Annotated in this window: 25 protein-coding genes and 1 other RNA gene; 9 read left to right on the top strand and 17 right to left on the bottom strand. The window is 62.6% G+C overall.

Annotated elements, in window-relative coordinates; translation table 11 throughout:
- Window positions 1-51: 51 nt before the first annotated feature.
- Window positions 52-474, top strand: coding sequence for a DUF423 domain-containing protein (locus tag CHU95_RS15850; RefSeq protein ID WP_245838334.1), 423 nt, complete (start codon window positions 52-54; stop codon window positions 472-474).
- On the opposite strand, the gene CHU95_RS15845 is transcribed toward CHU95_RS15850, so the two are convergent.
- Complete coding sequence (locus CHU95_RS15845; protein ID WP_165772216.1) at window positions 463-2,046, bottom strand: response regulator; 1,584 nt, start codon at window positions 2,044-2,046, stop codon at window positions 463-465. The genes CHU95_RS15850 and CHU95_RS15845 overlap by 12 nt on opposite strands.
- Before the next feature lie 162 nt (window positions 2,047-2,208).
- On the opposite strand from CHU95_RS15845, the gene CHU95_RS22135 reads away from it, so the two are divergent.
- Together CHU95_RS22135 and CHU95_RS15835 are read left to right on the top strand one after the other, a co-directional pair.
- Window positions 2,209-3,132, top strand: a complete 924-nt coding sequence (locus CHU95_RS22135) for a peptidoglycan-binding domain-containing protein (RefSeq protein ID WP_165772215.1) — start codon at window positions 2,209-2,211, stop codon at window positions 3,130-3,132.
- A gap of 195 nt (window positions 3,133-3,327) precedes the next feature.
- Entirely contained in the window at window positions 3,328-4,395 is a 1,068-nt protein-coding gene (locus CHU95_RS15835; RefSeq protein ID WP_094457325.1) for a Glu/Leu/Phe/Val family dehydrogenase, read from the top strand.
- Between the two features lie 49 nt (window positions 4,396-4,444).
- Here the strand turns inward: CHU95_RS15835 and CHU95_RS15830 are convergent, their stop codons facing one another.
- Window positions 4,445-4,738, bottom strand: coding sequence for an ArsR/SmtB family transcription factor (locus CHU95_RS15830; RefSeq protein ID WP_094457324.1), 294 nt, complete (start codon window positions 4,736-4,738; stop codon window positions 4,445-4,447).
- A gap of 76 nt (window positions 4,739-4,814) precedes the next feature.
- Between CHU95_RS15830 and CHU95_RS15825 the strand changes: the two genes are divergently transcribed.
- The 4 genes from CHU95_RS15825 to CHU95_RS15810 all read left to right on the top strand — a co-directional run bounded on the left by CHU95_RS15825 (window position 4,815) and on the right by CHU95_RS15810 (window position 7,353).
- Window positions 4,815-5,060, top strand: coding sequence for a sulfurtransferase TusA family protein (locus CHU95_RS15825; RefSeq protein WP_094457323.1), 246 nt, complete (start codon window positions 4,815-4,817; stop codon window positions 5,058-5,060).
- Window positions 5,061-5,166: 106 nt separating this feature from the next.
- Complete coding sequence (locus CHU95_RS15820) at window positions 5,167-6,096, top strand: histone deacetylase family protein (protein ID WP_094457322.1); 930 nt, start codon at window positions 5,167-5,169, stop codon at window positions 6,094-6,096.
- A 92-nt stretch (window positions 6,097-6,188) separates the two neighbouring features.
- Window positions 6,189-6,440: an exodeoxyribonuclease VII small subunit gene (locus tag CHU95_RS15815; protein ID WP_094457321.1), complete on the top strand. Its 252-nt coding sequence runs from the start codon at window positions 6,189-6,191 to the stop codon at window positions 6,438-6,440.
- Window positions 6,441-6,453: 13 nt separating this feature from the next.
- A complete protein-coding gene (locus tag CHU95_RS15810; RefSeq protein ID WP_094457320.1) occupies window positions 6,454-7,353 on the top strand; it encodes a polyprenyl synthetase family protein in 900 nt (299 codons plus the stop codon).
- A 50-nt stretch (window positions 7,354-7,403) separates the two neighbouring features.
- Here CHU95_RS15810 and CHU95_RS15805 read toward each other — a convergent pair whose 3' ends face one another.
- From CHU95_RS15805 to CHU95_RS15760, 10 genes are all read right to left on the bottom strand, one after another.
- Window positions 7,404-8,150: an enoyl-CoA hydratase-related protein gene (locus CHU95_RS15805; protein ID WP_094457319.1), complete on the bottom strand. Its 747-nt coding sequence runs from the start codon at window positions 8,148-8,150 to the stop codon at window positions 7,404-7,406.
- 166 nt (window positions 8,151-8,316) lie between these two features.
- Window positions 8,317-8,814 carry an SspB family protein gene (locus CHU95_RS15800; RefSeq protein ID WP_094457318.1) on the bottom strand — a complete coding sequence of 166 codons (498 nt, stop codon included), beginning with the start codon at window positions 8,812-8,814 and terminating at the stop codon, window positions 8,317-8,319.
- A gap of 611 nt (window positions 8,815-9,425) precedes the next feature.
- Window positions 9,426-9,779: a transfer-messenger RNA gene (gene ssrA, locus CHU95_RS15795) on the bottom strand.
- A gap of 74 nt (window positions 9,780-9,853) precedes the next feature.
- Window positions 9,854-11,581, bottom strand: a complete 1,728-nt coding sequence (gene ggt, locus CHU95_RS15790) for a gamma-glutamyltransferase (protein ID WP_094457317.1) — start codon at window positions 11,579-11,581, stop codon at window positions 9,854-9,856.
- Window positions 11,582-11,732: 151 nt separating this feature from the next.
- Window positions 11,733-13,100 (bottom strand): pyridoxal-phosphate dependent enzyme, encoded by a 1,368-nt coding sequence (locus CHU95_RS15785; RefSeq protein ID WP_094457316.1) that lies wholly within the window; start codon window positions 13,098-13,100, stop codon window positions 11,733-11,735.
- Window positions 13,101-13,181: 81 nt separating this feature from the next.
- On the bottom strand, window positions 13,182-13,823 hold the full coding sequence (locus CHU95_RS15780) for an elongation factor P hydroxylase (RefSeq protein WP_094457935.1): 642 nt from the start codon (window positions 13,821-13,823) through the stop codon (window positions 13,182-13,184).
- Between the two features lie 88 nt (window positions 13,824-13,911).
- Window positions 13,912-14,526: a TetR/AcrR family transcriptional regulator gene (locus CHU95_RS15775; protein WP_094457315.1), complete on the bottom strand. Its 615-nt coding sequence runs from the start codon at window positions 14,524-14,526 to the stop codon at window positions 13,912-13,914.
- Window positions 14,499-14,993 carry a DUF4442 domain-containing protein gene (locus CHU95_RS15770; protein WP_207762522.1) on the bottom strand — a complete coding sequence of 165 codons (495 nt, stop codon included), beginning with the start codon at window positions 14,991-14,993 and terminating at the stop codon, window positions 14,499-14,501. The genes CHU95_RS15775 and CHU95_RS15770 overlap by 28 nt, the downstream gene beginning before the upstream one ends.
- A gap of 66 nt (window positions 14,994-15,059) precedes the next feature.
- Window positions 15,060-15,710: an aspartyl/asparaginyl beta-hydroxylase domain-containing protein gene (locus CHU95_RS15765; RefSeq protein WP_094457314.1), complete on the bottom strand. Its 651-nt coding sequence runs from the start codon at window positions 15,708-15,710 to the stop codon at window positions 15,060-15,062.
- Between the two features lie 4 nt (window positions 15,711-15,714).
- The gene (locus CHU95_RS15760; protein ID WP_165772214.1) at window positions 15,715-16,221 is read right to left on the bottom strand and encodes a dihydrofolate reductase; all 507 of its coding nucleotides are present in this window, start codon (window positions 16,219-16,221) and stop codon (window positions 15,715-15,717) included.
- Between the two features lie 94 nt (window positions 16,222-16,315).
- Here CHU95_RS15760 and thyA point away from each other — a divergent pair, with 94 nt between their 5' ends.
- Window positions 16,316-17,212 carry a thymidylate synthase gene (gene thyA, locus CHU95_RS15755; RefSeq protein ID WP_094457312.1) on the top strand — a complete coding sequence of 299 codons (897 nt, stop codon included), beginning with the start codon at window positions 16,316-16,318 and terminating at the stop codon, window positions 17,210-17,212.
- Between the two features lie 29 nt (window positions 17,213-17,241).
- Here thyA and CHU95_RS15750 read toward each other — a convergent pair whose 3' ends face one another.
- Window positions 17,242-18,585, bottom strand: a complete 1,344-nt coding sequence (locus tag CHU95_RS15750) for a UDP-glucose dehydrogenase family protein (protein ID WP_094457311.1) — start codon at window positions 18,583-18,585, stop codon at window positions 17,242-17,244.
- A 93-nt stretch (window positions 18,586-18,678) separates the two neighbouring features.
- Window positions 18,679-19,560 carry a sterol desaturase family protein gene (locus CHU95_RS15745; RefSeq protein WP_094457310.1) on the bottom strand — a complete coding sequence of 294 codons (882 nt, stop codon included), beginning with the start codon at window positions 19,558-19,560 and terminating at the stop codon, window positions 18,679-18,681.
- A 104-nt stretch (window positions 19,561-19,664) separates the two neighbouring features.
- On the opposite strand from CHU95_RS15745, the gene CHU95_RS15740 reads away from it, so the two are divergent.
- On the top strand, window positions 19,665-20,636 hold the full coding sequence (locus CHU95_RS15740) for a patatin-like phospholipase family protein (protein WP_281255171.1): 972 nt from the start codon (window positions 19,665-19,667) through the stop codon (window positions 20,634-20,636).
- 904 nt (window positions 20,637-21,540) lie between these two features.
- On the opposite strand, the gene CHU95_RS15735 is transcribed toward CHU95_RS15740, so the two are convergent.
- From CHU95_RS15735 to CHU95_RS15725, 3 genes are all read right to left on the bottom strand, one after another.
- Window positions 21,541-22,125, bottom strand: coding sequence for an RHS repeat-associated core domain-containing protein (locus CHU95_RS15735; RefSeq protein WP_207762521.1), 585 nt, complete (start codon window positions 22,123-22,125; stop codon window positions 21,541-21,543).
- A gap of 330 nt (window positions 22,126-22,455) precedes the next feature.
- Complete coding sequence (locus CHU95_RS15730; protein WP_133065546.1) at window positions 22,456-22,902, bottom strand: SEL1-like repeat protein; 447 nt, start codon at window positions 22,900-22,902, stop codon at window positions 22,456-22,458.
- Window positions 22,903-23,196: 294 nt separating this feature from the next.
- Window positions 23,197-23,512 (bottom strand): hypothetical protein (locus tag CHU95_RS15725; RefSeq protein WP_207762520.1); only part of this gene is annotated, 316 nt, incomplete at its 5' end.

The following is a 23,512-nucleotide window of genomic DNA, read 5'->3' as shown; positions in this document are numbered from 1 at the left end:
TGTCCAATGGTGCCAGTTATCAGATGTGACGACCGCCAAGGAACCGCGCCCGTGACCAGCCCCGATACTTCCACCCCGCCCACCGCAGACCCCGTGGCCGCGCGCCTGATGGTGTTGGCCGGCTTGTTCGGTGCGGTTGCCGTCGCGGCAGGGGCCTTTGCCAGCCACGGTCTGGCCACCATGCGCGGCCCCAACGCCGTTGATCTGTGGAAAACCGCCAGCCAGTATCAGATGGTTCACGCGCTGGGCATCCTGGCGCTTGTAGGGTTACGCCGGGCCTTGCCTGCGCAGGGGCGCTGGCTGGCCGCGTCGGGCCTGTTTTTTGCCATCGGCTGCCTGCTGTTTCCCGGCGCCCTTTATGCGCTGGGCTGGTACGGGCCCTCCGCCATGGGGGCCGTTGCCCCGATCGGTGGCCTCTGCTTTATCTTGGGGTGGTTGCTGGCCGGGATTGCCGGGCTGCGATCACAGCGCTGATCCCTGCCCCGCTACACCGGATAGCCGGTCCCGGCGATAACCGGCCAGGGCGGCCTGCCCGGCCGCGAAGGCCGCCGGCAACTGCGCTGCGGCCGCCAGGGCCGTCTCTGTATCGCCGCGTTTGGCAGCGGTATCTGCTTCTTTGGCCAGTTTGGCCAGAACGGACAAACCCACCGTCAGCGCCCCCGACGCCAGTTTGTGCGCCGCGCGGCCGACCCCCGCCACATCCCCGATCGCCATTGCCTCAGCGACGCTGGCCAGCGTAACGGGGGCATTGCGCCCGAAACTGTCAATGATCTGCCCGACCCGGTCGCTGCCCAGGATCGACCGATGTTCTTCCAGCACGCGCAGGTCCAGCACGGGCAGGATCTCGGTTGTATCGGGCGGGGGAGGAGGGGGGGGGGCGGGCGGCAGCATGGGCGATGCGGGGATTGCGGTCGCCGCCGCCGGCTCGGGCGGCCGCGGCCGGTCGGCCTGCACCGGCGCCAGCAGCGGCCCCAATGTCGCGGCCAGCGTGTCGGGCGTCACCGGCTTGCCCAGGATCGCGGCCAGACCCGCGCGTTTTCGCTGCCGTTCGGTGATACGGTCGGCGCGGCCGCGCAAGAGCACGACCTTGGGGCCTCCGCCGCGCCGGATGCACCAGGACAAGGCCAGGCCGCTATGCCGACCGATACGGGCGGCGACCAGGGCGACGTCCGGCCCCTCCATCAACGCCATTTCCAGGGCCATTTTGGCATCGTCGGTTTCCTCCACCCAATACCCGGCCTGTTCGAGCAGCAACCGGGTCAGGGTGCGTCCAACGGGATCATCATCGACCACCATGGCCGACAGCCCGTTGGGCGTCACGACTGGCAGGCGTGGCGTGGTTGCCGGAATAGCGGGCGCAGTCGCAGGGCGGGTCATGGCGGCATTGGCGCCGGCCATCTCTGGCGCGGCATCCCCACCCAGTCGCTGCCGCACCAGGGCCTGCATGCCTGCGACTTCGTTGCGCAGCAGACGCAGTTGGATCGCCTGGGCCGGGCTGACCGGGCCGCCATTCAGGCTGTCCAGTTCCTGGGCCATCGTCTGAAGACGGGAATGCAGACTGTCGGCCGCCAAGCGCAACACAGGCAGCGGCACCCCGCCGACCGCCGACCCGGCCGGCACCGGGGCTGGATCGGGCGCCCGTGTGAGATCACGCAGCAGCGGGGCTGCCAGGGGCAACAGCAGAAAGCCGGCCAGCGTACCCCCGGCCAGCGCTGTGCCACCAACCCCGGCCTCTGCCCAGAAATAAGTGGCCAGCACCTGACCGGCCACCGTCACCCCCAACCAGACCCCGGCCAACCATCGAGGTGATCGTCCATCGGACCACCACCACCAGCCCAGCAGCAACAGACCCAGCAGACGCAGACCCAGCGGTACCAGCATCGGACCCAACAGCAATGTATCGAGCAGGGCCATGATGGCCAGCCAAGCGCTGCCCGCCAGGGGCAGGTCCGGCGGCGGTGCAGTCTCTGGCGCCGGCGGGGCCGGTTGGTTTTCGGTCAGGCGACGGGTCAATTCGGCCTTCGAAAGGACATGATCCGACACCATGTATATGCTTGACTGGCGGGTCGGTCCATCATCCCTATCTGTCATGATGACACCGCATCCCTGTCGTCCTTGCCAATGCCCGGTCGCGATGTCATGCCTTTCATGACGCACCGCACAAGGGCGGTCTGCCATGATCTGTGTTGCCCGGAGGGGTTTCTGAAAGTGTCCGCGCCGGTCCGTTCTCGTTCCGCCCGCCGTCATCGCCCGATGGCCCTGTCGGCTGTCCTGGCCCTGTCGCTGCTGACGGTGGCGCCGTCTGCAATGGCTCAGGACAATCAGCCCAATGGTGCCACCATCCAATGGGCGCAGCAGATTCTGGATCAGCAGGGTTTCTACCAGGGCCGGGCCAGCGGCAAAATGGACAGTGCCACCGCTGCTGCCATTGCCGCCTATCAGAAAAAGAACGGTTTGAGGGCCACAGGCCGGCTGGATCAGGCCACGATCGACAGCATGATGCGCGGTCGCCCTGAACGCACTGGCGTGGGCAATCTGGCCGACCCGAACAGCCGGGCCAGGGCAAGCCAGCCCGTCAACCTGCGGGAGGCTGATGTAAAGCCGACCGCCGCCCCGACTGCCGCCGCCGTGGATCGCGGCCAGGGCACGGAAAGCACGGTTCTGGGCGTTTCGCGCGGTGGGGGCGAGGTGGCCGCCACCCTCGCCACCACCCCACCCGCTGCCAGTAGCAGCCTGGCGCCGCCCCCCGCCGCCGCATCGGGTATGGGCGGCAGCGATCTTGCCAACCCTGCCGCTGCCCCGCGCAGCACGGTGGAAACCGAAGTGACGCATGAAGGCCCGCAAGGAGCCGCCGGCTTCAACCCAGCCAGCCTGCCGGACTGGGTGCGCTATGGCGTGATCGGCGGTATTGGCGCCCTGCTGGTCGGTATGTTGGGTTTCTGGTGGGGCAGCGGACGGCGTCAGGTGAAACCCGCGGCCAGGACGAAGGCCAGCGGTCGCCCCACCCCGCCGCCACCGCCCCCAGGTCCCGCGCGGCGGGAACCGACCTTGGGCGGGCCTCCACCCGGCCCCGGCGGGCGCCGGGACCCGGTCTTTACCGCCCCTGCCCGCGATCCGCGCCGCGCCGGCTAATCGCCGCCAACGTCCGTCAAAAACATCGCCGCGAAATAAAAATTTCCGGCGGTACCGGCGCGCGTCCGTTTCGTGCACAGGGCCGCCCAACAACGAAATCGACCTTGAAGCCTTGCCGGGCCTAGACTTTGCCCGTCAAAGCCGCCCGATCAGGAAGGCGGCAGCAGCGATCCACCGGCCCGGAGGCCCGCCCCCATGCTGTTCGATTTCCCCGATTTCGATAATCACGAACTGGTTCTCTTCGGTCGCGATGCAGCCAGCGGCCTGTCCGCTATCATCGCCGTGCATTCCACGGCCCTGGGTCCGGCCTGCGGCGGTTGCCGCATGTGGCCCTATGCCAACGACCAGGAAGCGATGCGTGACGCTCTGCGTCTGTCGCGCGGGATGAGCTACAAGAACGCCATGGCGGGGCTGCCGCTGGGCGGTGGCAAATCCGTGATCATCGGGGACAGTCGCAAGGACAAGTCTGATGACCTGTTCCGCGCCTTCGGCCGTATCATCGACAGTCTGGGCGGCAAATATATCGCGGCCGAGGATGTGGGCATCAGCGTCGCCGACGTGATGACCATGGGCCAGACCACCCCGCATGTCGCCGGTCTGTCCAAGGGGCATGATGCGTCGGGTGACCCTTCGCCCTTCACGGCCTATGGTGTCTATCTGGGCATCAAGGCGGCCGTCCGGCACAAGCTGGGCACCGACAACCTGAAGGGCGTGCGGGTGGCGGTGCAGGGTCTGGGCAATGTTGGTTCCCACCTGTGCCAGCGCCTGGCCGATGATGGTGCATTGCTGACCGTCACCGACATTCATGCCGATGCGGTGGCCCGCACCGTGGACCGGTTCGCCGCACTTGCCGTGGCGCCCGATGCCATTCATGCCGCCGATGTCGATGTCTATGCACCCTGCGCCCTGGGGGCGGTGATCAATCCGCACACGCTGGAGACGATCAAAGCCAGGGTGGTGGCCGGTGGGGCCAACAACCAGCTCGAAACCGACCCGATGGGTGAGGCGCTGCGCGCGGCCGGCATCCTTTATGCGCCCGACTATGTCATCAATGGCGGCGGCATCATCAATGTCTCTGCCGAAGTCACGCAAGATTATGACCGCGACGCGGTCCTTCGCCAGGTTGAACGAATTCCGGTGACGCTTACGGAGATTTTCCGCCGCGCCGACCGGGAGAACCGGCCAACCAGTGCCGTGGCCGATCAAATGGCTCGTGAGATCCTGGCGGCTGCCAGGACACCTGGCGCCAAGGCTGCGGCCTGATCATCGGCGGGCGGATGGGCTCTGGCGCATCCGCCCGTCAATGGACCTTTCAGGCGGGAAAGTGCCGCCGCACCAGCGTCAACACGGCGCTGACGGTTTCACCGTCCAGGCGGTAAAAGATGGTCTGTGCCTGTCGGCGCGTGCAGACCAGCCCTTCCTGTCGCAGGACCGCCAGATGCTGGCTCAGTGCTGATTGCGACAACCCGACAAGCTGTTCCAGTTCGCCCACCGATTTCTCACCCTGTGACAAGTACAGCAGGATGGACAGTCGGCGTTCATTGCCCATGGCCTTCAGCAGGGCGGCGGCGGCGTTGGTCTTGACAGTCAGGGTCGCGGCATCCATAGCGTCACGGAATCTGGTTCGGGTCGGTCGCCCGTCAAGCCCCAGCGCGGATGAATTTTCCAGAAAGGGAACTCCCATGGATGGCGATGTTGCGCTGGATTGCTCGGGTCTGAAATGCCCGATGCCGGTGCTACGCGCAGCCAGGGCCTTGCGGTCGATGGCGACGGGACAGGTCCTGACCGTCACGGCAACGGACAAGGCCGCACCGAAGGATTTCCAAACCTTCTGCCGCGAAGGCGGCCACGAACTGCTTGCGACTGACGTCCTGGGTGACACACCCCACGGGACCTTGGTACGGTTCACCATCCGACGGGGCGGCTGATCTGTCGCAACGACAGCAAACGCCCCGGCCGCCATGATGAACCTGGACCGAACCGGCAGCAAAGACCGGCAGGTCGATGAGGAAATGACCGGGGACGCCGTACCGCATGAATACGCTGCTTTTCTCCCATCCCGACTGCCTGGATCACGATACCGGCTATGGCCATCCCGAATGCGCCGACCGGCTGCGCGTGGTGTTGTCGGCGCTGGAGGATGAAGCCTTCATGTTCCTGGACCGACGCGATGCGCCGCTGGCGACGCGGGAGCAGTTGGAACGGGTGCATCCACCAGGTCATGTGACCGCCCTGCTGGATGCTGTGCCCGCCGACGGTCATGGCAGCATTGATGCCGATACCGTTCTGTCGCCTGGGACGGGCAAGGCGGCACTGCGTGCTGCCGGGGCGGTGGTCGCCGCTGTTGATGCCGTCTGCGGGGGAGAAGCGCGTAATGCCTTCTGCGCTGTCCGCCCGCCGGGCCACCATGCCGAACCGGATCAGGCCATGGGCTTTTGCTTGTTCAACAATGTCGCGGTTGGGGCAGCCCATGCGCGTGCCACGCACCATGTGCGCCGGGTCGCCATCATCGACTTCGACGTGCATCATGGCAATGGGACGCAGACCTTCTGCGAACAGGATGCCGACCTGTTTTATGGTTCCACCCATCAATGGCCGCTTTACCCCGGCACCGGCTCGGTGAAAGAGAAGGGGGTTTACGGCAATGTCGTTAATGCCTGCCTGCCGCCTATGGCCGGCAGCCCGGAATTCCGCCATGCCATCCAGACGCAGTTGGTCCCCGCGCTCGACGCCTTTAAACCGGATCTGGTAATGATCTCCGCCGGGTTCGACGCCCATATGCGTGATCCCGTGGGCGGGCTGGACCTGACAGAGGATGATTTTGTCTGGGTCACCCAGAAGCTGATCGAGGTGGCGGACCGCCATGCCAAGGGCCGGATCGTCTCCGTCCTGGAAGGCGGGTATGACCTGCGCGCACTCGCCAACAGCACGGCGGCGCATGTGAAGACGTTGATGGTGGCCTGAGGAAGGTTGTCGCAACGATCCCGATGCGCGGCACTTGAACCGGCGGGCCGGGGGACATACAGTCCGGCCTTCCGAATGACTGTGCCGATGCCATGACCGACCAGACCTTGCCCCCTGATATCGCCGCCCTCAGCTTTGAGGATGCGCTTGCTGAGCTGGAACGGATTGTCCGTCAGCTGGAGGAGGGCAAGGCCAAGTTGGACGATGCCATCCAATCCTATGAGCGTGGAACCTGGCTGAAGCGCCATTGCGAGGCCAAGCTGCGCGAGGCGCAGGCCAAGGTGGACCGCATCACCATCGCTGCCGACGGCACCATCGGTGCCGAGCCCGCCCGTCTGGATTGAAGGCCCCTGCCCTATGCCCTCCCTGCCCAAGACCCTGACCGCCGCCATGGCGGATACTGTCGAACAGGTCGAAGCCGCCATTGAAGTTCTGCTGCCGCGCAGCAACATGATGGAAGCCCGCCTGTTCGATGCCATGCGATATGGCTGCCTGGGCGGTGGCAAACGTCTGCGCCCGTTCCTGGTCATGGAAAGTGCGCGCATGTTCGGCGTCAGCCCGGCCTGCGCCCTGCGCACAGCGGCGGCCGTGGAATTCATCCATTGCTACAGTCTGGTTCATGACGACTTGCCCGCCATGGATGACAGCAATCTGCGCCGCGGCCGCAAGACGGTGCATCTGGAATTTGACGAGGCGACAGCCATCCTGGCGGGTGACGGGCTGCTGACGCAGGCCTTCGAAATCCTGGCCGACCCCGAAACCCATGAAGACCCGCAGGTGCGCTGCAAGCTGGTGGCGGCTCTGGCCAAGGCCGCTGGACCGCGCGGGATGGTGGGTGGTCAGATGCTGGACCTGATCGCGGAGACGACAGCATTGGATATCGGGGCCATTACCCGCCTGCAGCGTCTGAAGACCGGCGAAATGATCGCCTTTTCGGCCGTAGCCGGTGCCATCCTGGGCAAGGCTGGCGCACCACAGCACCATGCGCTGCAGGCCTATGCCCATGATCTGGGGCTGGCTTTCCAGATCGCCGACGATCTACTGGATGTGGAGGGCACCCAGGACGAGGTCGGCAAGCCTGTGGGGCGTGACGATGTCGCCGGCAAGGCCACTTTTGTGTCTATCCTGGGCGCCGAACGCGCCCGCGACCAGGCCCGCCGTCTGGCTGATCAGGCCGCCCAACATCTGGAGATTTTCGGGGAACGCGCGGAAATGCTGCGCCAGGTCGCCCATTACGTGGTCGAACGCCGCGCCTGACCGGCGCGAAAGGCCGGGGGGGCCTAAGCCCCGCCCGGCGCCGGTGATGGTTACTTCTTGCCCTTCATCATAAAGGCCTGGAACGCTGCCTTGGCTTCCGGTGAACGCAGGCAGGCGCCGAAAATCTGACCTTCCTTCTTCATCGTGGCCAGCACTTCCGCCTGTTGGGGCCGCATGAGAGCCTTGGTGTGGCGCATGGCTTCCACCGGTTTGGCGGCCAGGGCCTTAGCCTTGGCCAAAGCCACCTGCGCCAGTTCGGCTGCCGGAACGAGACCCGACAGGATGCCCGTGGCCAGTGCTTCCTCCGCCCCCAGCGGCTCACCCAGCATCAGCATGCGGGCCGCCTGTGCATGGCCCATGGTGCGGGGCATCAAGATGGAACTGGCGGCTTCCGGCACCAGTCCCAGATCGACAAACGGGACATGCAGGCGGGCATCCGGCGCCGCATAGACCAGATCACAATGCAGCAGCATCGTTGTCCCCACGCCCACGGCCATGCCTTCAACGGCGGCCACAACAGGCAACGGGGTGGTGGCGATGGCATAGAGGAACTGGAACACCGGTGCATCATCATTGGCCGGCGGGTTGGCCAGGAAATCGCCAATATCATTGCCGCCCGTGAAGAACCCGCCGGCCCCGGTGAACAAAATCGCACGGATACCGGCCTCCGGCGCGCTGGTCAGGGCATTGGCCATGGCGGCATACATGGCGGCCGTCAGAGCGTTGCGTTTATCAGCACGGTTCAGCGTAATCGTGCGGACGCCGTCAGCGTCATTCACCAGCACATGATCGGTCATTTTCGGGTTCTCCCCTCACCTGGATTATGGTTGGGGCACAGGACGCCCGAAGCCGCCGCCGCCGTCAAGGCGAAAAGCGTACGATCGTGCGGAAAGCAATCACGGCCATCTGGTCGATGCCGGATGGTGCCATCTACCCGCTTTGGCAACCGCGTTTTGGCAGCCCCTACTTCTTGCGGAAGGCGTCCAGGGCCACCACGGTGCCGGAGGGCTTGGGCTGATCATCGGCTGGAACGGCGGCCACGTCCGGCGTCGCCCCCGCTTCTTCCATCTCGTCCTCCTCCACCAGCATCTCCGGCATGTCATCGGGCTGGAACTGGAGGACAAAATTCACCGATGGGTCTGCGAAGGTGATGATGTGAATGAAGGGAATGACCAGCCGCCGCAGCACCCCACCAAAGGACAGGGTAACGGCGAACTTATCGTTCTCCACCGTCAGATCGTAAAACTGGTACTGCAAAACGATGGTCATCTCCGTCGGGTACTTGGCGCGGAGATAATCGGGGATATCCACGCCTTCCGCGTCGGTGCGGAAGGTGATGTAGAAATGATGTTCGCCGGGTAGCTGACCGCCCCGACTCAAAACCTCTCGCAGGGCCTGTCTGACGACGCCGCGCTTGGCGGCTTCGACCATGCGGTCATAGCGGAGCATTTCCTCGGACATCGGTACGGTAAACCCCTGGCATCGAACGCGACGGACCCATCCGTCCCCCATGGGGCTCAGACAAGCCTATTACGGACGGATAATCAAGCGTCGGGCGCAAATGTCTGGGTTCCCGCACGCGGCCATGCGGGTTTAACGGCGCCCGCGACCCCATGGTCGCGTAAGCCAAGCCGCCGGAGGCGGCGCCCGGCGCCTGACGGAAAACATGATGCCAAGCGCAGCTTGGCTGGCGCGTTGAGAGCCCGCGACCCCATGGTCGCGTGAGCCAAGCCGCCGGAGGCGGCGCCCGGCGCCTGACGGAAAACATGATGCCAAGCGCAGCTTGGCTGGCGCGTTGAGCGCCCGCGACCCCATGGTCGCGTAAGCCAAGCCGCCGGAGGCGGCGCCCGGCGCCTGACGGAAAACATGATGCCAAGCGCAGCTTGGCTGGCGCGTTGAGAGCCCGCGACCCCATGGTCGCGTGAGCCAAGCCGCCGGAGGCGGCGCCCGGCGCCTGACGGAAAACATGATGCCAAGCGCAGCTTGGCTGGCGCGTTGAGCGCCCGCGACCCCATGGTCGCGTAAGCCAAGCCGCCGGAGGCGGCGCCCGGCGCCTGAGGGAACAAAAACAAGGTGGGGGGATTCTGTTGCCCAGCTCCCCCCGGGCTGCGACTTAAGCAAACTGACTAACGCCCTTTAGGGGGAATCAGGCAGCCATGCGAAGGTCAGACGCCGAGTTATCGTTGGCATCTATGAGGTTTGACCCGATAACGGCGGTATCATGCCGAGGGAAGACTATGCCTTTATTACGCGCGTCGATCCTGTTTCGCCCCCATGAACCCCTGGCCATCCGGCCGGGAGTGAATGGTGGAGGCGCCGGGTACCGCCCCCGGGTCCGCAACGTCTATTCCACACCGCGTTTATCCCCATAGTCGGGCGAACCCGACAGGCTTGATATAGGCGATTGGATCGCGGGTTTAAAGGGGGATGTTGGGGTGCCGCCCGTTACCGGGGGAATGCACCTCGTCCCCTGTTGGCGCGGTGGGTGCGCCCGCCGCCATTATGGTGCGCCGGCCGTCCCGTTAGAGCGCGGGTCGGCGCCGCCGCGCCACTGGCCCGTCATCTTATCGATCCCGTTCAGCTTGCCGCCGAAATCATCGACCGTGACAGTGTGCCCCATGGCGCGCAGCTTGTCGGCCATGGCCCCCACATGCGTGCCCGCCTCGATACGGATTTCATTGCCACTGCCCATGAAGGTGGGCAGGGCCAGGGCGGATTGCACATCCAGTTTCCAATCCAGGACCCCGATGATGGCCTTGGCCACCTGCGCGATGATGGTCGGGCCACCCGCCGCCCCGATGGCCAGCACCGCCTGACCATTCTGGTCATAGACGATGGTGGGCGACATGGAACTGCGGGGACGTTTGCCGGGTTCCACACGGTTGGCGGTGGGAACACCGTCCACGTCGGGGATAAAGTTGAAATCCGTCAGCTCGTTATTCAGCACATAGCCGTCGACAAGGATACCCGAGCCATAGATATCCTCGATGGTGGAGGTCATGGCAGCGACATTGCCCCATTCATCGGCGACAGAGAAATGGGTGGTGCCAGCCACTTCATTGTCAGCAATGTCCGACACGCGCGGCGCATCCTTGGGATGACCTGCAGGCGCGGTTGGCATGGCCTTTGTCGGGTCGATCAGCCGGGCCCGTTCCTTGATATAGGCGGGGTCGGTCAGCCCCTCGACCGGCACCTTCACATGGTCAGGATCACCCAACCATTTCGCCCGGTCGGCATAAGCCAGCCGCATCGATTCGCCAATGATGTGCCATGCCTCCAGGCTGTTCGGCCCCAAGGCCGGAATGTCGAACCCCTCCATTTGTTTCAGGATGGTCAACACGGCAATCCCGCCGGACGAGGGCGGCCCCATGCCACAGACAGTATAGACGCGGTAGGTGCCGCAGACGGGCGGGCGCGGCACAGCGCGGTAATCCGCCATATCCTGCGCGGTGATGATGCTGGGGTTGCGCGGCGCATTGCCCACTGCCGCACGCAGCCGCTCCGCTGCCGGTCCGGTGTAGAACGCATCGGCCCCTTTTTCTGCCACCAGGGTCAGAAGCTCAGCCAGCTTTGGATTCTTGATGACCGATCCGGCCGGCTTGGGCGTGCCGTCAGCTTGGTAGTAAATCTCCTGCGCCTCTTTGGAAGCAGACAGCAGCGGCTTCTGCTCCTCCAGCATCTTCACCATGCGCGGGGTCACAACAAAACCGTCGCGTGCCAGTTTGATGGCCGGCTGGAACAGCGCCTTCCAGGGCAGCTTGCCGTGGCGGGCATGGGCCAGTTCGATCAGCCGGATGTTACCCGGCACCCCGACGGACAGGCCGCCCGCCCGTGCCAGCTCGTAATCCATTTCCTGGCCGTTCTGCATGAACCGGTCTGGCTTGGCCGCCGATGGCGCTTCCTCGCGCCCATCATAGCTGAACGTGTCCTTGGACCCTGCCGGGTGGTACAGCATGAAGCCGCCACCGCCGATGCCGGATGATTCAGGCTCCACCACCGTCAGGGCCAGCATCAGGGCCGCCGCAGCATCGGCCGCCGATCCGCCCTGACGCAGAATCTCTCGCCCCGCATCGGTGGCACGCGGGTCTGCCGATGACACCATGGCCTTGCCCATGGGCAGCGCCGTCACCGTGGCACTTTCCTTCTGCGCCCAGGCCCCCATGGCCGGTATCGCGCACAGCGCGGTAGCAAGGCAAAGCCACAGGGCAAGCGAACGCGGGCGGGTCATCGCGGAGCATCTCCGGCAGGGCTTAAAGGGCCGTCAGCTTCCCACGAAAACCACGCTTATCATACTGTAAAATATTGGTTATTTTCTGTGCACCCTGCCCGGCCCATGGTCAGGGTGGTGCCTTGTTTCCACCCTGACCCTTCCGCATCCTTCACCCCAGTTGCCGACGCAGATGGTTCAGCACGTCGGTGCGGGTCAGCAGGCCCAGGAACGTGCCGCCATCCATGATGATGGCCACCATGTTGCGGTTGAACAAGGCCCGCAGATCAGCCATCGTCGCCGTCACGGGCAGGGTCTCCAGCCGGTTGACCATGGCGGTATAGACCTTGTCGCGGAACCGGGCCGGGTCCTTTTCGACATGCAGCAGCAGGTCGCTTTCGTCCAGGATGCCGATCACCCGCTCGCCTTCCATCACCGGCAACTGTGACACGTCGGAGATGCGCATGCGCTTATAGGCGGTCAGCAGCGTATCCTCCGGGCCCACGGTGACCACCTGCCCCTTGTCGAAACGACGGGTCATCAGGTCGCGCAGGTCATTGTGCCGTTCGCGCGGGGTGAAGCCGTGGTCTTCCATCCAGGCATCATTGAACATCTTCGACAGGTACTTGTTGCCCGTGTCGCAGACGAAGGTGAGGACCTTCTTTTTCGTGGTCTGGGCCCGGCAATATTTCAGCGCCGCTGCGAACAGGGTGCCTGATGAGGAACCAGCCAGGATACCCTCAAGCCGCAGCAGGTCGCGCGCGGCGTTCAGGCTTTCTGTATCGCTGACATAATAGGCGGCTTTGGCGTAGGCCAGATCACAGATGGGGGGCACAAAATCTTCGCCCACGCCTTCAACGACCCAGGAACCGGGTTCGTCATGCGTGCCCTTGTTGACCAGATCGGCGATGATGGACCCGACCGGATCGGCGATGACCATGGCCGTCTTGGGGCTGGCCTTGGCGAAGAAGGCACCCAGACCGGTGAAGGTGCCGCCCGACCCGATGCCGGCGACCACCGCATCAAGATCGCCATCCATCTGGCGCAGCATTTCCGGACCCGTCCATTCCTCATGCGCGCGCGGATTGGCGGGATTGGCGAACTGGTTCACATAGAAACTGCCAGGGATTTCCTGGGACAGGCGCTCGGCAATATCCTGGTAATAGGCAGGGTGCCCCTTGCCCACATCGGACCGGGTGATATGGATCTGGGCGCCCAGGGCGCGCAGATTATTGATCTTTTCGGTGGCCATCTTGTCGGGGATGACCAGGATCAGGCGATAGCCCTTGGCGGCACAGACCAGCGCCAGCCCCAGGCCGGTATTGCCGGCTGTTGCCTCAATCACCGTACCGCCGGGGGCCAGCTTGCCTTCGGCTTCGGCCGCTTCGATCATTTTCAGGGCGATACGGTCCTTGATGGACCCGCCGGGATTCTGGTTTTCCAGCTTCAGATACAGCTCGCACGGGCCGGTATCGAAACGGCTGACACGGACGATCGGGGTATTGCCGATCATGGACAGGATGGCGGGTGCGCCGGACATGTTTCCCCCCTGGGGCAAATGGTTTTGCCATCAGGGAACCGCATCCTCAAACCACCCGCAAGGGGGTGTGAAATAACGAAATCAAGCTGCGGCGCGGGCGCAATCCACGCACGATTCCGGCGGAATCGGCCGCCCATCCGCATTGATCAAACCCGCCTGAAACAGCGCCTCGACATTGTCGATCAGATTCTCCGCGCAGGAGGGCCGCTCCCACCCCTCCAGCCAGTTCTGTTCCAGAAAGGCCAGGATGGCCGGCTGGCCCAGTTCCACCTCCCACAGGATGCCCAGCAGGGACGCCAACGCCTCTTCGCGGATCTGTTCTTCCTTGCCCACCGCGATGGCGTGATTGGCCTCGTCGATACGGCCCGACTCCGGTCCGGCCCCCAGACCGAAATCAATCAGGCTACGGCGTTCGGGCGGGGCGACCAGCCAGTGCGCCACCTCATGGATCAGGACATAGGCTTCCGACCGCGTCCGGATGGCGCGACCATCATAGGAAAACGCGTCCTGTGGTGCCTCATCAATAACCCCGATACCAAAGGCGCGGGCCAGATCGACAGCGGCCGCCCGGTGGGCGGGCGTGTCCACGCCCAACGCGATCAGATCGCGCGTGGCGGCGATGCGGGTCAGGACCTGCGCGGTCAGGCTGCCGGGGGGCAGGTGACTGGCAAGGGTTGCCAGCGCGTCGGGCAGGAGAGCGTCGGGGATAGTGGTCAGTTGCATGGGATGCAGAAGATAGCCGGGCACGGGGCGGCGTGAAGTGCCAATGCGTCGCGGCCGGATATCGCGGGGCGCAGAGGTGGCGGGCGCATCATTGTGCCAGCAAAGCAAGGATATAGGCCCTGGCAGCCCCGACATCCCGCGCCCGCAGGGCACCGCGGCGCCACAGGTCGCACAGCCCATGCACCTCCCCCCAGGCACGCATCACCCGGTCGCGCAGGGCAATGCTGAAACCCGGCGGGTCATCCGCCCGGCGAAAGGCCTTGCCCGCCAATCTCGTAACCTTGGCGACGGACGGGGCCAGGGCCGGGTGGGTCAGGTAATCCTGGCCCGATATGCCATACATCAAGGCGTATAGCGCGGGGCGATCTAAGGCAAAATCCACATAGGCGCGGTAAAGCGGGCCGGGCCTTGCCTGTCCCCCGTCGGTATCGAATCCGATCTGGATCACGCCAGCCAGCCGGTCGAATCCCTGCGCAGCCAAGGCCAGGGTCAGGTCGTGCTTGTCGGCGAAATGCCGGTACAGCGCGCGGTGGTTGACACCAACCGCCACGGCGACCGCCCGGAATGACAGCGCCTCCGGCCCTCCCGCCTCCACCATCGCCAGGGCCGCCGTCAGGGCGGCGGCACGCAGATCGCCATGATGGAAATTGCCGCGGCGGGGGGCCGGGTCTGCATTCAGGTCCGTTTGGGACTGACGTACCATTCCACCACCATCTTGGACACGGTCTGTCCCTCTCCATCCAGGATGTCCACCTCGACTGGAAAACGCACTTTGCCCTCGGCCTCCAGTTCCGCCCGCAGCGCTGCTCCCGGTCGGCCGGTTCGCGCCATGGCGCGCAGGTCGCCCTTGGCCACACTCAGATACTGGATCGTTGCCTGGGCCGCCACGGGCCGCACAGTCAACAATACCGGTGCCATGGCCCCGGCCATGGCGCCACCGCTGGCGGTTTCAGCCAGCGTGAAAATGACGCCGGCATGGGGCGTGCCCAGATGGTTTTTCACCGCCGCCTGATCACTGACGCGGGCTTCCGCCACACCATCGCCCAGGGCCACCAGATCAATGCCGCAATGGCGCACAAAGGGCAGTGAACCCACCATCTGCTGGCGGATCATGTCATAGACCATTTTGGGCCTCACCTTGAACAACAGGGGAAGGATGATTTTCAGCATGGCAAAGTCTCCGATGGAGACATTGGACAAAAACGAACGGTCGGTCAAGAATTTTGTTGGGGTGCTTCAGAGGGTCTGGTTGCGGGCGTGCAGCAGCAGGTTGATGCCGGTAAGCGCCAGGGCGCGGCGCCTTTCCGGATCGGCGTAGAGCGCCTCGGGGAACAGGGACTGGATGGCTGGCGTCACGAGACTGTCGATGGCGATGACAATCCGTTCCTGGACCGTCTGGTTTTCGACCTGATGCGGCAGGGCAAAATCCCCCGTCCACAGGGTGCCGGGCGGATAGGCCACCTGCTCATGCCCGATCCAGGTGAAGGCATTCCCCGGCACCCGTACCGGCAGCAGCAAACGACAGATGTCCAAATGCAGGGCCTGATGGTCAAAATGCCATTTCAGGTCCACGCCGGGCGGCTGTCGTGTGACATACAGGCCAAACGGGTCAATACCTGCATCGCGCAGCAGGTCCGTCAGGATCGGGATATGGGCCAGCGGCGGCTGCGGCACTGCCCCGCCCTTCTGGTCCTGGCACAACAATGGGATCGCGGTCCAGTCACCGTTCGGATTGCCGAAACGGTTGCGTCTCTCATCCGGAACGCTGTCGATGACAGCCTGCACCTGGTGGTCCAGCACGGCTGGGTCAAGCCGGACCCTGGATGCTGCCGACAGCACCAACCCTGACCCGAGCGTTATCCGTTGCCAGGGATGCAGCCCCGCCATCTCATTACCGCCGGTGGAACAGCATGACGCGGAAGGCCGGGCTGTCCGGCCCCTTGGCCATCTGCATACCCAGTTCCTCGCCCAGGAAGGCGGTGCGGTCGAAGTCCGGGAAATGGGTGTCGCCCACCGGGCTGGCCGCGATCTCCGTCAGGAACACGCGGGTGGCCAGAGGCAAGGCGGCGGCATAGATCTGCGCCCCACCAATGACCATCACCTCATCACCACCCGCCTCTTCGGCCAGACGTCTGCCGGTTTCAATGGCGCTTTCCAGGTCATGGACAATAATGGCGCCTTCAGCCTGGAACGCGCGGTTGCCGGTGACCACGATATGCGGGCGGCCGGGCAAGGGCTTGGACCCGAAGCTTTCCCAGGTCTTGCGGCCCATGATCATGGGCTTGCCCATGGTCACCTGCTTGAAAAAGCGCAGATCATTGGGCAGCTTCCAGGGCATGCGGCCTTCATGGCCGATGACCCCGTTACGGGCGACGGCGGCGATCACGGAAAGATGCAAGGCAAGGTCTCCAGTCGGTCGATGGGTGACAATAGCCGCCCACCGGGCTAATGAACAACCCGACACAGCACATGGCAGCCGGAGCGGACGGTCGATGCGCCATCCCGAACAGCAATATCTGGACCTGATGGAAGACATCCTGGCCCGTGGCGACCGCCGCGTGGACCGGACCGGTGTCGGAACCCTGTCGCTGTTCGGGGCGATGATGCGCTTCGACCTGTCGGACGGCACGGTCCCCATCCTGACCACCAAACGTGTCTATTGGAAAATGGCGGTCAAGGAGATGCTGTGGTTCCTGACCGGGGGCACCAATATCCAGCCGTTGCTGAAGGAAAAGGTGACCATCTGGACCGACTGGCCACTGGCTGCCTACCGCCGGGAGACGGGGGAGGCGATCAGCCAGAAGGAGTTTGAACAGCGGGTGGTGGAGGATGACGCCTTTGCCGCGCGGTGGGGCGAACTCGGTCCCGTTTATGGCAAGCAATGGCGCCGGTGGCTGGGGCCCGACGGGCGGGAGCATGATCAGATCGCAGCCCTGATCAAGGGGTTGCGTGAAACACCCGCCAGCCGCCGCCTGCTGTTCCACGCCTGGAACGTGCCGGATCTGGGCGGCATGGCGCTGCCCCCCTGCCACATGGTCTATCAGTACCATGTGACCAGCGACGGCCGTCTGAACGGGCTGATGTATCAGCGCAGTTGCGACGTGCTGCTGGGCCTGCCCTTTAACCTGACGGGGGCCGTGGCCTTGCAGGCCATGCTGGCGCAGCAGGCGGGATTGCGACTGGGTGAGTTTGTGTGGATGGGCGGGGACGTCCATCTCTATCTGAACCACCTGGACGCGGCCCGTGAACAGGTGACCCGCGTCCCCCGCCCGCTGCCCCGCCTCACCCTGGCGCGGCAGCCCGACAGCATTGATGGTTACCGGATCGAGGATTTTCGGGTGGATGGGTATGATCCCCATCCACCGATCAAGGCGGATGTCGCTGTCTGATTATCCGCATCAGGCCGGCAAAGGCGCCGTCAATGCGCCTCACCCTTGGGCTTCTTCACCCGTCCCGGCCGCCCGACACAGTGATAGGCAAAGCCCGCCATCTCCGCATCCTCCGGATTGAAGATGTTGCGCAGGTCGACCAGAACCGGGCTGTTCATGGTCTTGCGCAGCCGACCCAGGTTCAGCATGCGGAATTCATTCCACTCCGTCAGGACCAAGGCACAATCCGCGCCCTCCAGGGCGCCATAGGCATCCGCGGCCCATTCAACACCGGGCAGCAGCTTTTCCGCCTCGTGCCGGCCCGCAGGATCATAGGCGGCGACCATGGCGCCCGCCGCCTGCAAGGCCGGAAGAATGTCCAGCGCCGGGGCATCGCGCATGTCATCGGTATTGGGCTTGAAGGTCACGCCCAGCACGCCGATGCGTTTGCCCGCAACCGACCCGCCACAGGCGGCGATCACGCGCTCGGCCATGGCCTTTTTGCGCTTATCGTTGATGTCCACGACGGTTTCGATGATGCGCAGCGGGCTGCCATAATCCTGTGCTGTCTTCACCAGGGCCAGCGTATCCTTGGGGAAGCAGGACCCGCCATAGCCAGGGCCGGGATGCAGGAACTTCTTGCCGATACGGTTATCCAGGCCGATGCCCTTGGCCACGTCATGCACGTCGGCCCCCACCTTCTCGCACAGGTCGGCCACTTCGTTGATGAAGGTGATCTTGGCGGCCAGGAACGTGTTGGCGGCATATTTGATCAGTTCCGACGTCTCCAGGCTGGTGAAGACCATCGGGGTCTCGATCAGGAACAGCGGGCGGTAGAGTGCGCGCATCACCTGGCGCGCCCGGTCGCTGTCGGTGCCGATCACCACCCGGTCGGGGCGCATGAAATCCTCAATAGCGGACCCTTCGCGCAGGAACTCCGGATTGGACGCCACGTCGAAATCGGCTTCCGGCCGCGTCTTGCGGATGATGCGCGCCACCTCACGCCCCGTGCCCACCGGTACCGTGCTCTTGGTCACGATGACAGTGTAATCGTCAGGGTCCAGCGCCGCCGCAATCTCCGCCGCCGCGGCATAGACATAAGACAGGTCGGCATGGCCATCGCCGCGGCGCGACGGCGTGCCCACGGCGATGAACACCGCATCGGCCCCGGCAACCGCCGCCGGCAGATCGGTGGTGAAGGACAGGCGCCCGGCCTTGGCATTCTTTTCCACCAGGGCATCCAGCCCCGGCTCGTAAATCGGGATCTCCCCCTTCAACAGCCGCTCGATCTTGCCCTGATCCTTGTCGACGCAGATTGTCTCCACCCCGAACTCGGAAAAACAGGCACCAGAGACCAGACCGACATAGCCGGTGCCGATGACGGCGATGCGCATCGGAAATCCCCCTTGGATAAGAACCTTTTTACGCCATAGCACAAACCAACGCTGAAGGTCTTGCGCCCTTGTGACGGTTACGCGGCGTTCCTGTTACACCACCTTCTTCTTGTTGAAGAAGTCGCGCCGCGCCCAGGCCTGGAACGGATAGGCCAATTGGCCCAGGAAACTGTCGGGCACGGCGTCTTTACAGCCGATATTGGCCGGTGGCTTGCGATCAGACGGCAGATGACGGGTGCCGAACACCATGTCCCACAGGATGAAATTCTCCCCATAGTTCACATTGCCCTCAATCGGGTCGCGATTATGGTGCCAACGGTGCAGTTCCGGCGTGGAGAAGACCCAGTTCAGCGGGCCACAGCGCATGTCGACATTGCAGTGGGTCAGAAAGCCGATATAGGTGGTGATGGCCAACACCCAGACAATCACATCCTTGGGCGCACCCGCCACGCCGGCGATGGTCAGGGCAAAGGCCGTCTTCCAGATGCTGTCCAGGAAATGGAACCGGCCGGTATTGACGATCCACAGCTTGGTGACACTGTGATGGATGGCATGCCAGTGCCAGATGGCGCGGAATTCGTGGCTGGTGCGGTGCGCCCAATAAAGCCCGAATTCACCCAGGATCATGGCCAGCAGCACCTGGGCCCAGAGCGGCCAGTCGCCCGGCCAAAAACCGGATGCCGCCTCCGGCCCCGTCTGGGCCAGGCCCAGCATGGCGACCGACGCCGCGATCACCTGCCCCAGCCCCTTGTTCAGCACGGTATGGGCGATATCATTCAGCAACTGCCCATCGCTTGTCATCCATGCCGGTTCATAGGGCATGACCCGTTCCAGGATCAGCAGCATTATCGCCAGCCCAAAATAGGTCAGGTTGAAGGCCAGAACAGGATACCCTACCTGCCCGCCATACCAGTAACCGGCAATACAGACCGCCACCAGCAGCGGCCATAGCAGATGGGCGATAACGGCGCGCATCGTTCGTCCTTTAGGTACACTACCTTGAATCTATTGCCCCCAAGCCCTCCTTCGCACAAGGTCTTGCGGGGTCACCGGCGATTATGACAGCAAAAGCGGACAGCATGATGAAAATCGGTCTGGCATTGGGCAGTGGTGCCGCGCGGGGTTGGGCGCATGTGGGCGTGCTGCGTGCCCTGTCCGAATTCGGGCTGAAACCCGATATCATTGCCGGCACGTCGGTCGGCGCCCTGGTCGGGGCGGCCTATCTGACCGATCAGTTGGAGGAACTGAAGGAATTCGCCAAAGGATTCGGCATGCTGGACACGATCAAGCTGCTGGACCTCAGTTTCTCGCGCGGCGGGCTGGTCAGTGTGGAAAAGGCCTATGAGCGGTTCCGCAACCCCCGCACCGACATCCCGATCGAGGCCCTGTCGATCCCCTTTGCGGCCGTCGCCACCGACCTGTCAACAGGCAAGGAGGTCTGGCTGCGCGAGGGGCATCTGCTGGACGTGGTCCGCGCCTCGGCCGCCATCCCCGGCATGTTCCCGGCAGTGCCGTTTCAGAATATGTGGCTGGCCGATGGCGCCCTGGTCAACCCGGTTCCCGTCTCGCTGTGCCGGGCGCTGGGGGCGGAAGTGGTGATTGCCATCAATCTGAATGGCGACCTGTCGCAGATGCCGCGCCTGTCCAAGGCCCAGTTGGGGCCGGTCAATGTCAGCCTGCCCGAACACCCGATCGAGGACACGGCCACCGCCGAACTCCCGCCCCGCCCCATCCCCAAGCCCTTGGCCAAACTGGCCGCCAAGCTGAATGAAGTGGGGGAGAATGCGCGCCAGCAGTTCCAGGCCCGCTTCACCAAACCGCCCCGCACCCCCGCCCCCGGCATTCTGGAGGTGATGGCCAGCTCCATCGACATCATGCAGGACCGCATCACCCGCTCCCGCCTGGCCGGCGAACCGCCGGACGTCCTGATCACGCCCCGCATCGGCCATATCGGCATCCTGGAATTCGAACGGGCCGAAGAACTGATCCACCTGGGCTACACCGCCGCCATCGCCATGCGCCCGGCGGTGGAACTGGCCATGGTGCGGTGAGGAAGGGGGGGGCGTTATGGGGGCGGCAAGCGGACAGGCGGGTTTATGTGCTGAAGAGGGTCAATTGCGGACCTTCCCGCCTGCCCCACCGCCATTATCTATCGCGCAACCCTTTATATCTCCGTCGTCTCCGCCAGGGGACGCTGCCCTGGCGATTGGGTAGCAGCCGGATCAAGCCGCCGCTGGGGCTGTGGATGGCCACGACGGCCCCGCCATTGCCCGAGGCGTAGATGGTGCGGTCTTTCGGGGTGTCAGTTCAGGCATCCCCAAACAGCCAAAGGAGACACCCAACCCCAAACTCAAAACAGCCGCCTGAAAACCACCCCAGAGGAGGCCACTGTCAGGGGATTACCGTATCTGTACACATTATCACAAAAACCTGAATCCCTTTCGCAAATTCAAAGCAGAAATATAAATGGATAATAATAAATATCCGCCACATAAAATAAATGATGGCGCAACAAAAATCTCAGGTGGAGCATCATTATAAAGATATCTATATACTAGATACATATTGTATATAGTAATCAGCGTCGAGTAAGTTGCGTGCATTGGGCTGAATAGCCCGCTCATTAAAAGATAAAATTTCCCCTTTCTCTCATGCATTTGGGCTACTCCTTCAGCGCAATCTTCTGTTTTATCTCAGGCAATCACGATCCTTAGCGCAATCAAAGCCAGACTGCATAGTTGAACCCAGAGCTCCACCTGACACTGTACCAACTGTTGCGCCTATGCGCTCTCCAGCAGCTTTGGCCTGTGCGGATGCTAAGTCCTTCGCGCCCTGTGTGGTCGCATTTGCCGTCCCTTCCAGAACCCTATCCGATACAATTTCGCCGGCTTTTGATCCAATAATAGCTCCAACGCCTGAACCAAGAGCACCGATACCAGCTCCTATTACTGCTGACTAAGCGATATCACCCGACGATTTTCCGTCAATGCCAGCATTGACAGCATTTTGAACTGCTCCTGATACAACGCCGATAGCAACTTCAGAACTTAATGCTGCCGAACTACTCAAGGCAGCTTTGGAAAAAACTTGAACTGCGGTTGCGCCAGTTGCTCCAACAGCAGCTGCCACTGCAATTTTGCCTAAGTTTGCTTTCGTTGCATCAAAAGCAGCGGCAAAGTTTCCATCTCGTAGATTATTAAACGCAGCAGCATATAGCTCCCTGTTCTCGGGCTTCGACAGTTGACCCGCCAGCTCGAATCCACCGCCAAGCACCGCTCCCAAACACCATGGGCAAAGCTCGCTTGGGTCTGTGTACATCACCGGCGAGTTCTTCACATAGGCGTACCGGTTGAGCCCATCCTTGATGCCAATGGGATCAAGCTGCATCCACCTCCCATCAACCGGATCGTACGCGCGGTTGGACTTGTGGTACAGGCCTGTTTCCGCATCGAACCACATCCCGGCATAGCGGAAAGCCGGTCCCGCTGCGCCGGCCTGGGGTGAGTTTCCATAGGCGTCGTAGGTATAGGCCCCGCCCAACTTGCCGTCGGGGCGCAACCAGCCGATGACACTGCCTTGCCGGTTGGGCAGCAGGCGGATCAGGCCGGCGGTGGGGCTGTGGGTGGCCAGGACGGCACCGCCATTGCCCGAAGCGCGGATGGTGCGGTCTTTCGGGGTGTCAGCTCAGGCATCCCCAAACAGCCAAAGGAAACACCCAACCCCAAACTCAAAACAGCCGCCTGAAAACCACACCAGAGGAAGCCACTGTCAGGGGATTACCGTATCTGTATATTCAACACGGCGCCAGATAATCTCACCAGAACAGGCGAATGTTCCAAAATAGTCGTTGAAAAAACAACAATAAATACTTTACTTACACTTGTCGGCGGACTCCACGAATTTCTCTCTATTTCTCCTCTCTAGATCGTCGTATTTTTTATCTCTTTCGATTTCAGCGTTATGGAATTTTTTTAGCCAATAGAGGGATCTTATGCATGCAAACTCTCCACCCTTTCGGTAATACATTGCAGATAACCCAGACATCGCGTAGGGGTGACCATTCTCCTGAGCAATTTGCATCCAGAATATTTGCTCCTCGATAGGAGCTTCCCTTTCTTCGGCATCCAGCCCCAAGCGAAAGGCTGCTTTAGGATCACCTTCGGCAGCTAATCTTGATAAATGCGCTGTCTCACTGGAACTAAGGAGATGCGTTATCGTAGTAGCAGTCTGTTTCTCTGCTTGAATATTCTGGGCACAAACCAGCACCACGAATGCAGAAATGAAAACAGAAACCATGGATTTTCTACGCACTTTCATTTAAAACTCCTGTTTCCGTGTGCAGTTTGTTTCTTTTCCTTCAATTCTCGATCCAATTTCCACCCTAATAATAGTCAGTTTTCCTGTCTCGGGGCTAAATTCCATTCCCGTGATTTGTGGATCGATAGATACCTATCCATCAGATTGAAACTCCAGTATTGACGCATCGTCTCCAATGCCTGACTTTTTTCTTGGAATAAAAGAAAACGCTATCCCCAGATTTGTAAGGATTCTTTCCTTCATTACTACCAGATAAATCTGTTGATGGCAGGACGCCATAACCGACAGGAGCAATCACGGGAGATTTTGCTGCGATTGCAAGCCTCTTTGCAAAATCTGCTGATCCAGTCTGACATGCACGCAATAATATTTTTGTCCTTCTATATGGCCACTTTCCCGAGCAATTTGTGCAATGATCTCAGGATCATCCAGCCAGATTTTGTTATCTGCACTCAATCTTTGGTCATTAATTCCTTGTGGGTCACCGTGACCAGCGATAGTAAAGATGGTGTCCATTTTGATCAATTCTTTTGCCGCCAACGTGGCGCCATCCGATGAATGAAAAAAGATGGACACCTCCGGAAACTGCCGATTTCTGCTATAATAGGGC

This window comes from Niveispirillum lacus, assembly GCF_002251795.1.
Classification (GTDB): Bacteria; Pseudomonadota; Alphaproteobacteria; order Azospirillales; family Azospirillaceae; genus Niveispirillum; species Niveispirillum lacus.
The sequence above is the reverse complement of the archived record's forward strand: the minus strand, read 5'-3'. Positions and strand labels throughout refer to the sequence as shown.

Bases quoted from the DNA above. Each gene is read 5' to 3' on its own strand.
- CHU95_RS15730 (WP_133065546.1), bottom strand. From the start codon at position 22,902: ATGAAAGTGCGTAGAAAATCCATGGTTTCTGTTTTCATTTCTGCATTC.
- CHU95_RS15820 (WP_094457322.1), top strand. From the start codon at position 5,167: ATGAATACGCTGCTTTTCTCCCATCCCGACTGCCTGGATCACGATACC.
- thyA (WP_094457312.1), top strand. From the start codon at position 16,316: ATGCGCCATCCCGAACAGCAATATCTGGACCTGATGGAAGACATCCTG.
- CHU95_RS15785 (WP_094457316.1), bottom strand. From the start codon at position 13,100: ATGTCCGGCGCACCCGCCATCCTGTCCATGATCGGCAATACCCCGATC.
- CHU95_RS15745 (WP_094457310.1), bottom strand. From the start codon at position 19,560: ATGCGCGCCGTTATCGCCCATCTGCTATGGCCGCTGCTGGTGGCGGTC.
- CHU95_RS15835 (WP_094457325.1), top strand. From the start codon at position 3,328: ATGCTGTTCGATTTCCCCGATTTCGATAATCACGAACTGGTTCTCTTC.
- CHU95_RS15810 (WP_094457320.1), top strand. From the start codon at position 6,454: ATGCCCTCCCTGCCCAAGACCCTGACCGCCGCCATGGCGGATACTGTC.
- CHU95_RS15815 (WP_094457321.1), top strand. From the start codon at position 6,189: ATGACCGACCAGACCTTGCCCCCTGATATCGCCGCCCTCAGCTTTGAG.
- CHU95_RS15750 (WP_094457311.1), bottom strand. From the start codon at position 18,585: ATGCGCATCGCCGTCATCGGCACCGGCTATGTCGGTCTGGTCTCTGGT.
- CHU95_RS15770 (WP_207762522.1), bottom strand. From the start codon at position 14,993: ATGCTGAAAATCATCCTTCCCCTGTTGTTCAAGGTGAGGCCCAAAATG.
- CHU95_RS15765 (WP_094457314.1), bottom strand. From the start codon at position 15,710: ATGGCGGGGCTGCATCCCTGGCAACGGATAACGCTCGGGTCAGGGTTG.
- CHU95_RS15740 (WP_281255171.1), top strand. From the start codon at position 19,665: ATGATGAAAATCGGTCTGGCATTGGGCAGTGGTGCCGCGCGGGGTTGG.
- CHU95_RS15800 (WP_094457318.1), bottom strand. From the start codon at position 8,814: ATGTCCGAGGAAATGCTCCGCTATGACCGCATGGTCGAAGCCGCCAAG.
- CHU95_RS15825 (WP_094457323.1), top strand. From the start codon at position 4,815: ATGGATGGCGATGTTGCGCTGGATTGCTCGGGTCTGAAATGCCCGATG.
- ggt (WP_094457317.1), bottom strand. From the start codon at position 11,581: ATGACCCGCCCGCGTTCGCTTGCCCTGTGGCTTTGCCTTGCTACCGCG.
- CHU95_RS15830 (WP_094457324.1), bottom strand. From the start codon at position 4,738: ATGGATGCCGCGACCCTGACTGTCAAGACCAACGCCGCCGCCGCCCTG.
- CHU95_RS15845 (WP_165772216.1), bottom strand. From the start codon at position 2,046: ATGGTGTCGGATCATGTCCTTTCGAAGGCCGAATTGACCCGTCGCCTG.
- CHU95_RS15775 (WP_094457315.1), bottom strand. From the start codon at position 14,526: ATGGTACGTCAGTCCCAAACGGACCTGAATGCAGACCCGGCCCCCCGC.
- CHU95_RS15805 (WP_094457319.1), bottom strand. From the start codon at position 8,150: ATGACCGATCATGTGCTGGTGAATGACGCTGACGGCGTCCGCACGATT.
- CHU95_RS15780 (WP_094457935.1), bottom strand. From the start codon at position 13,823: ATGCAACTGACCACTATCCCCGACGCTCTCCTGCCCGACGCGCTGGCA.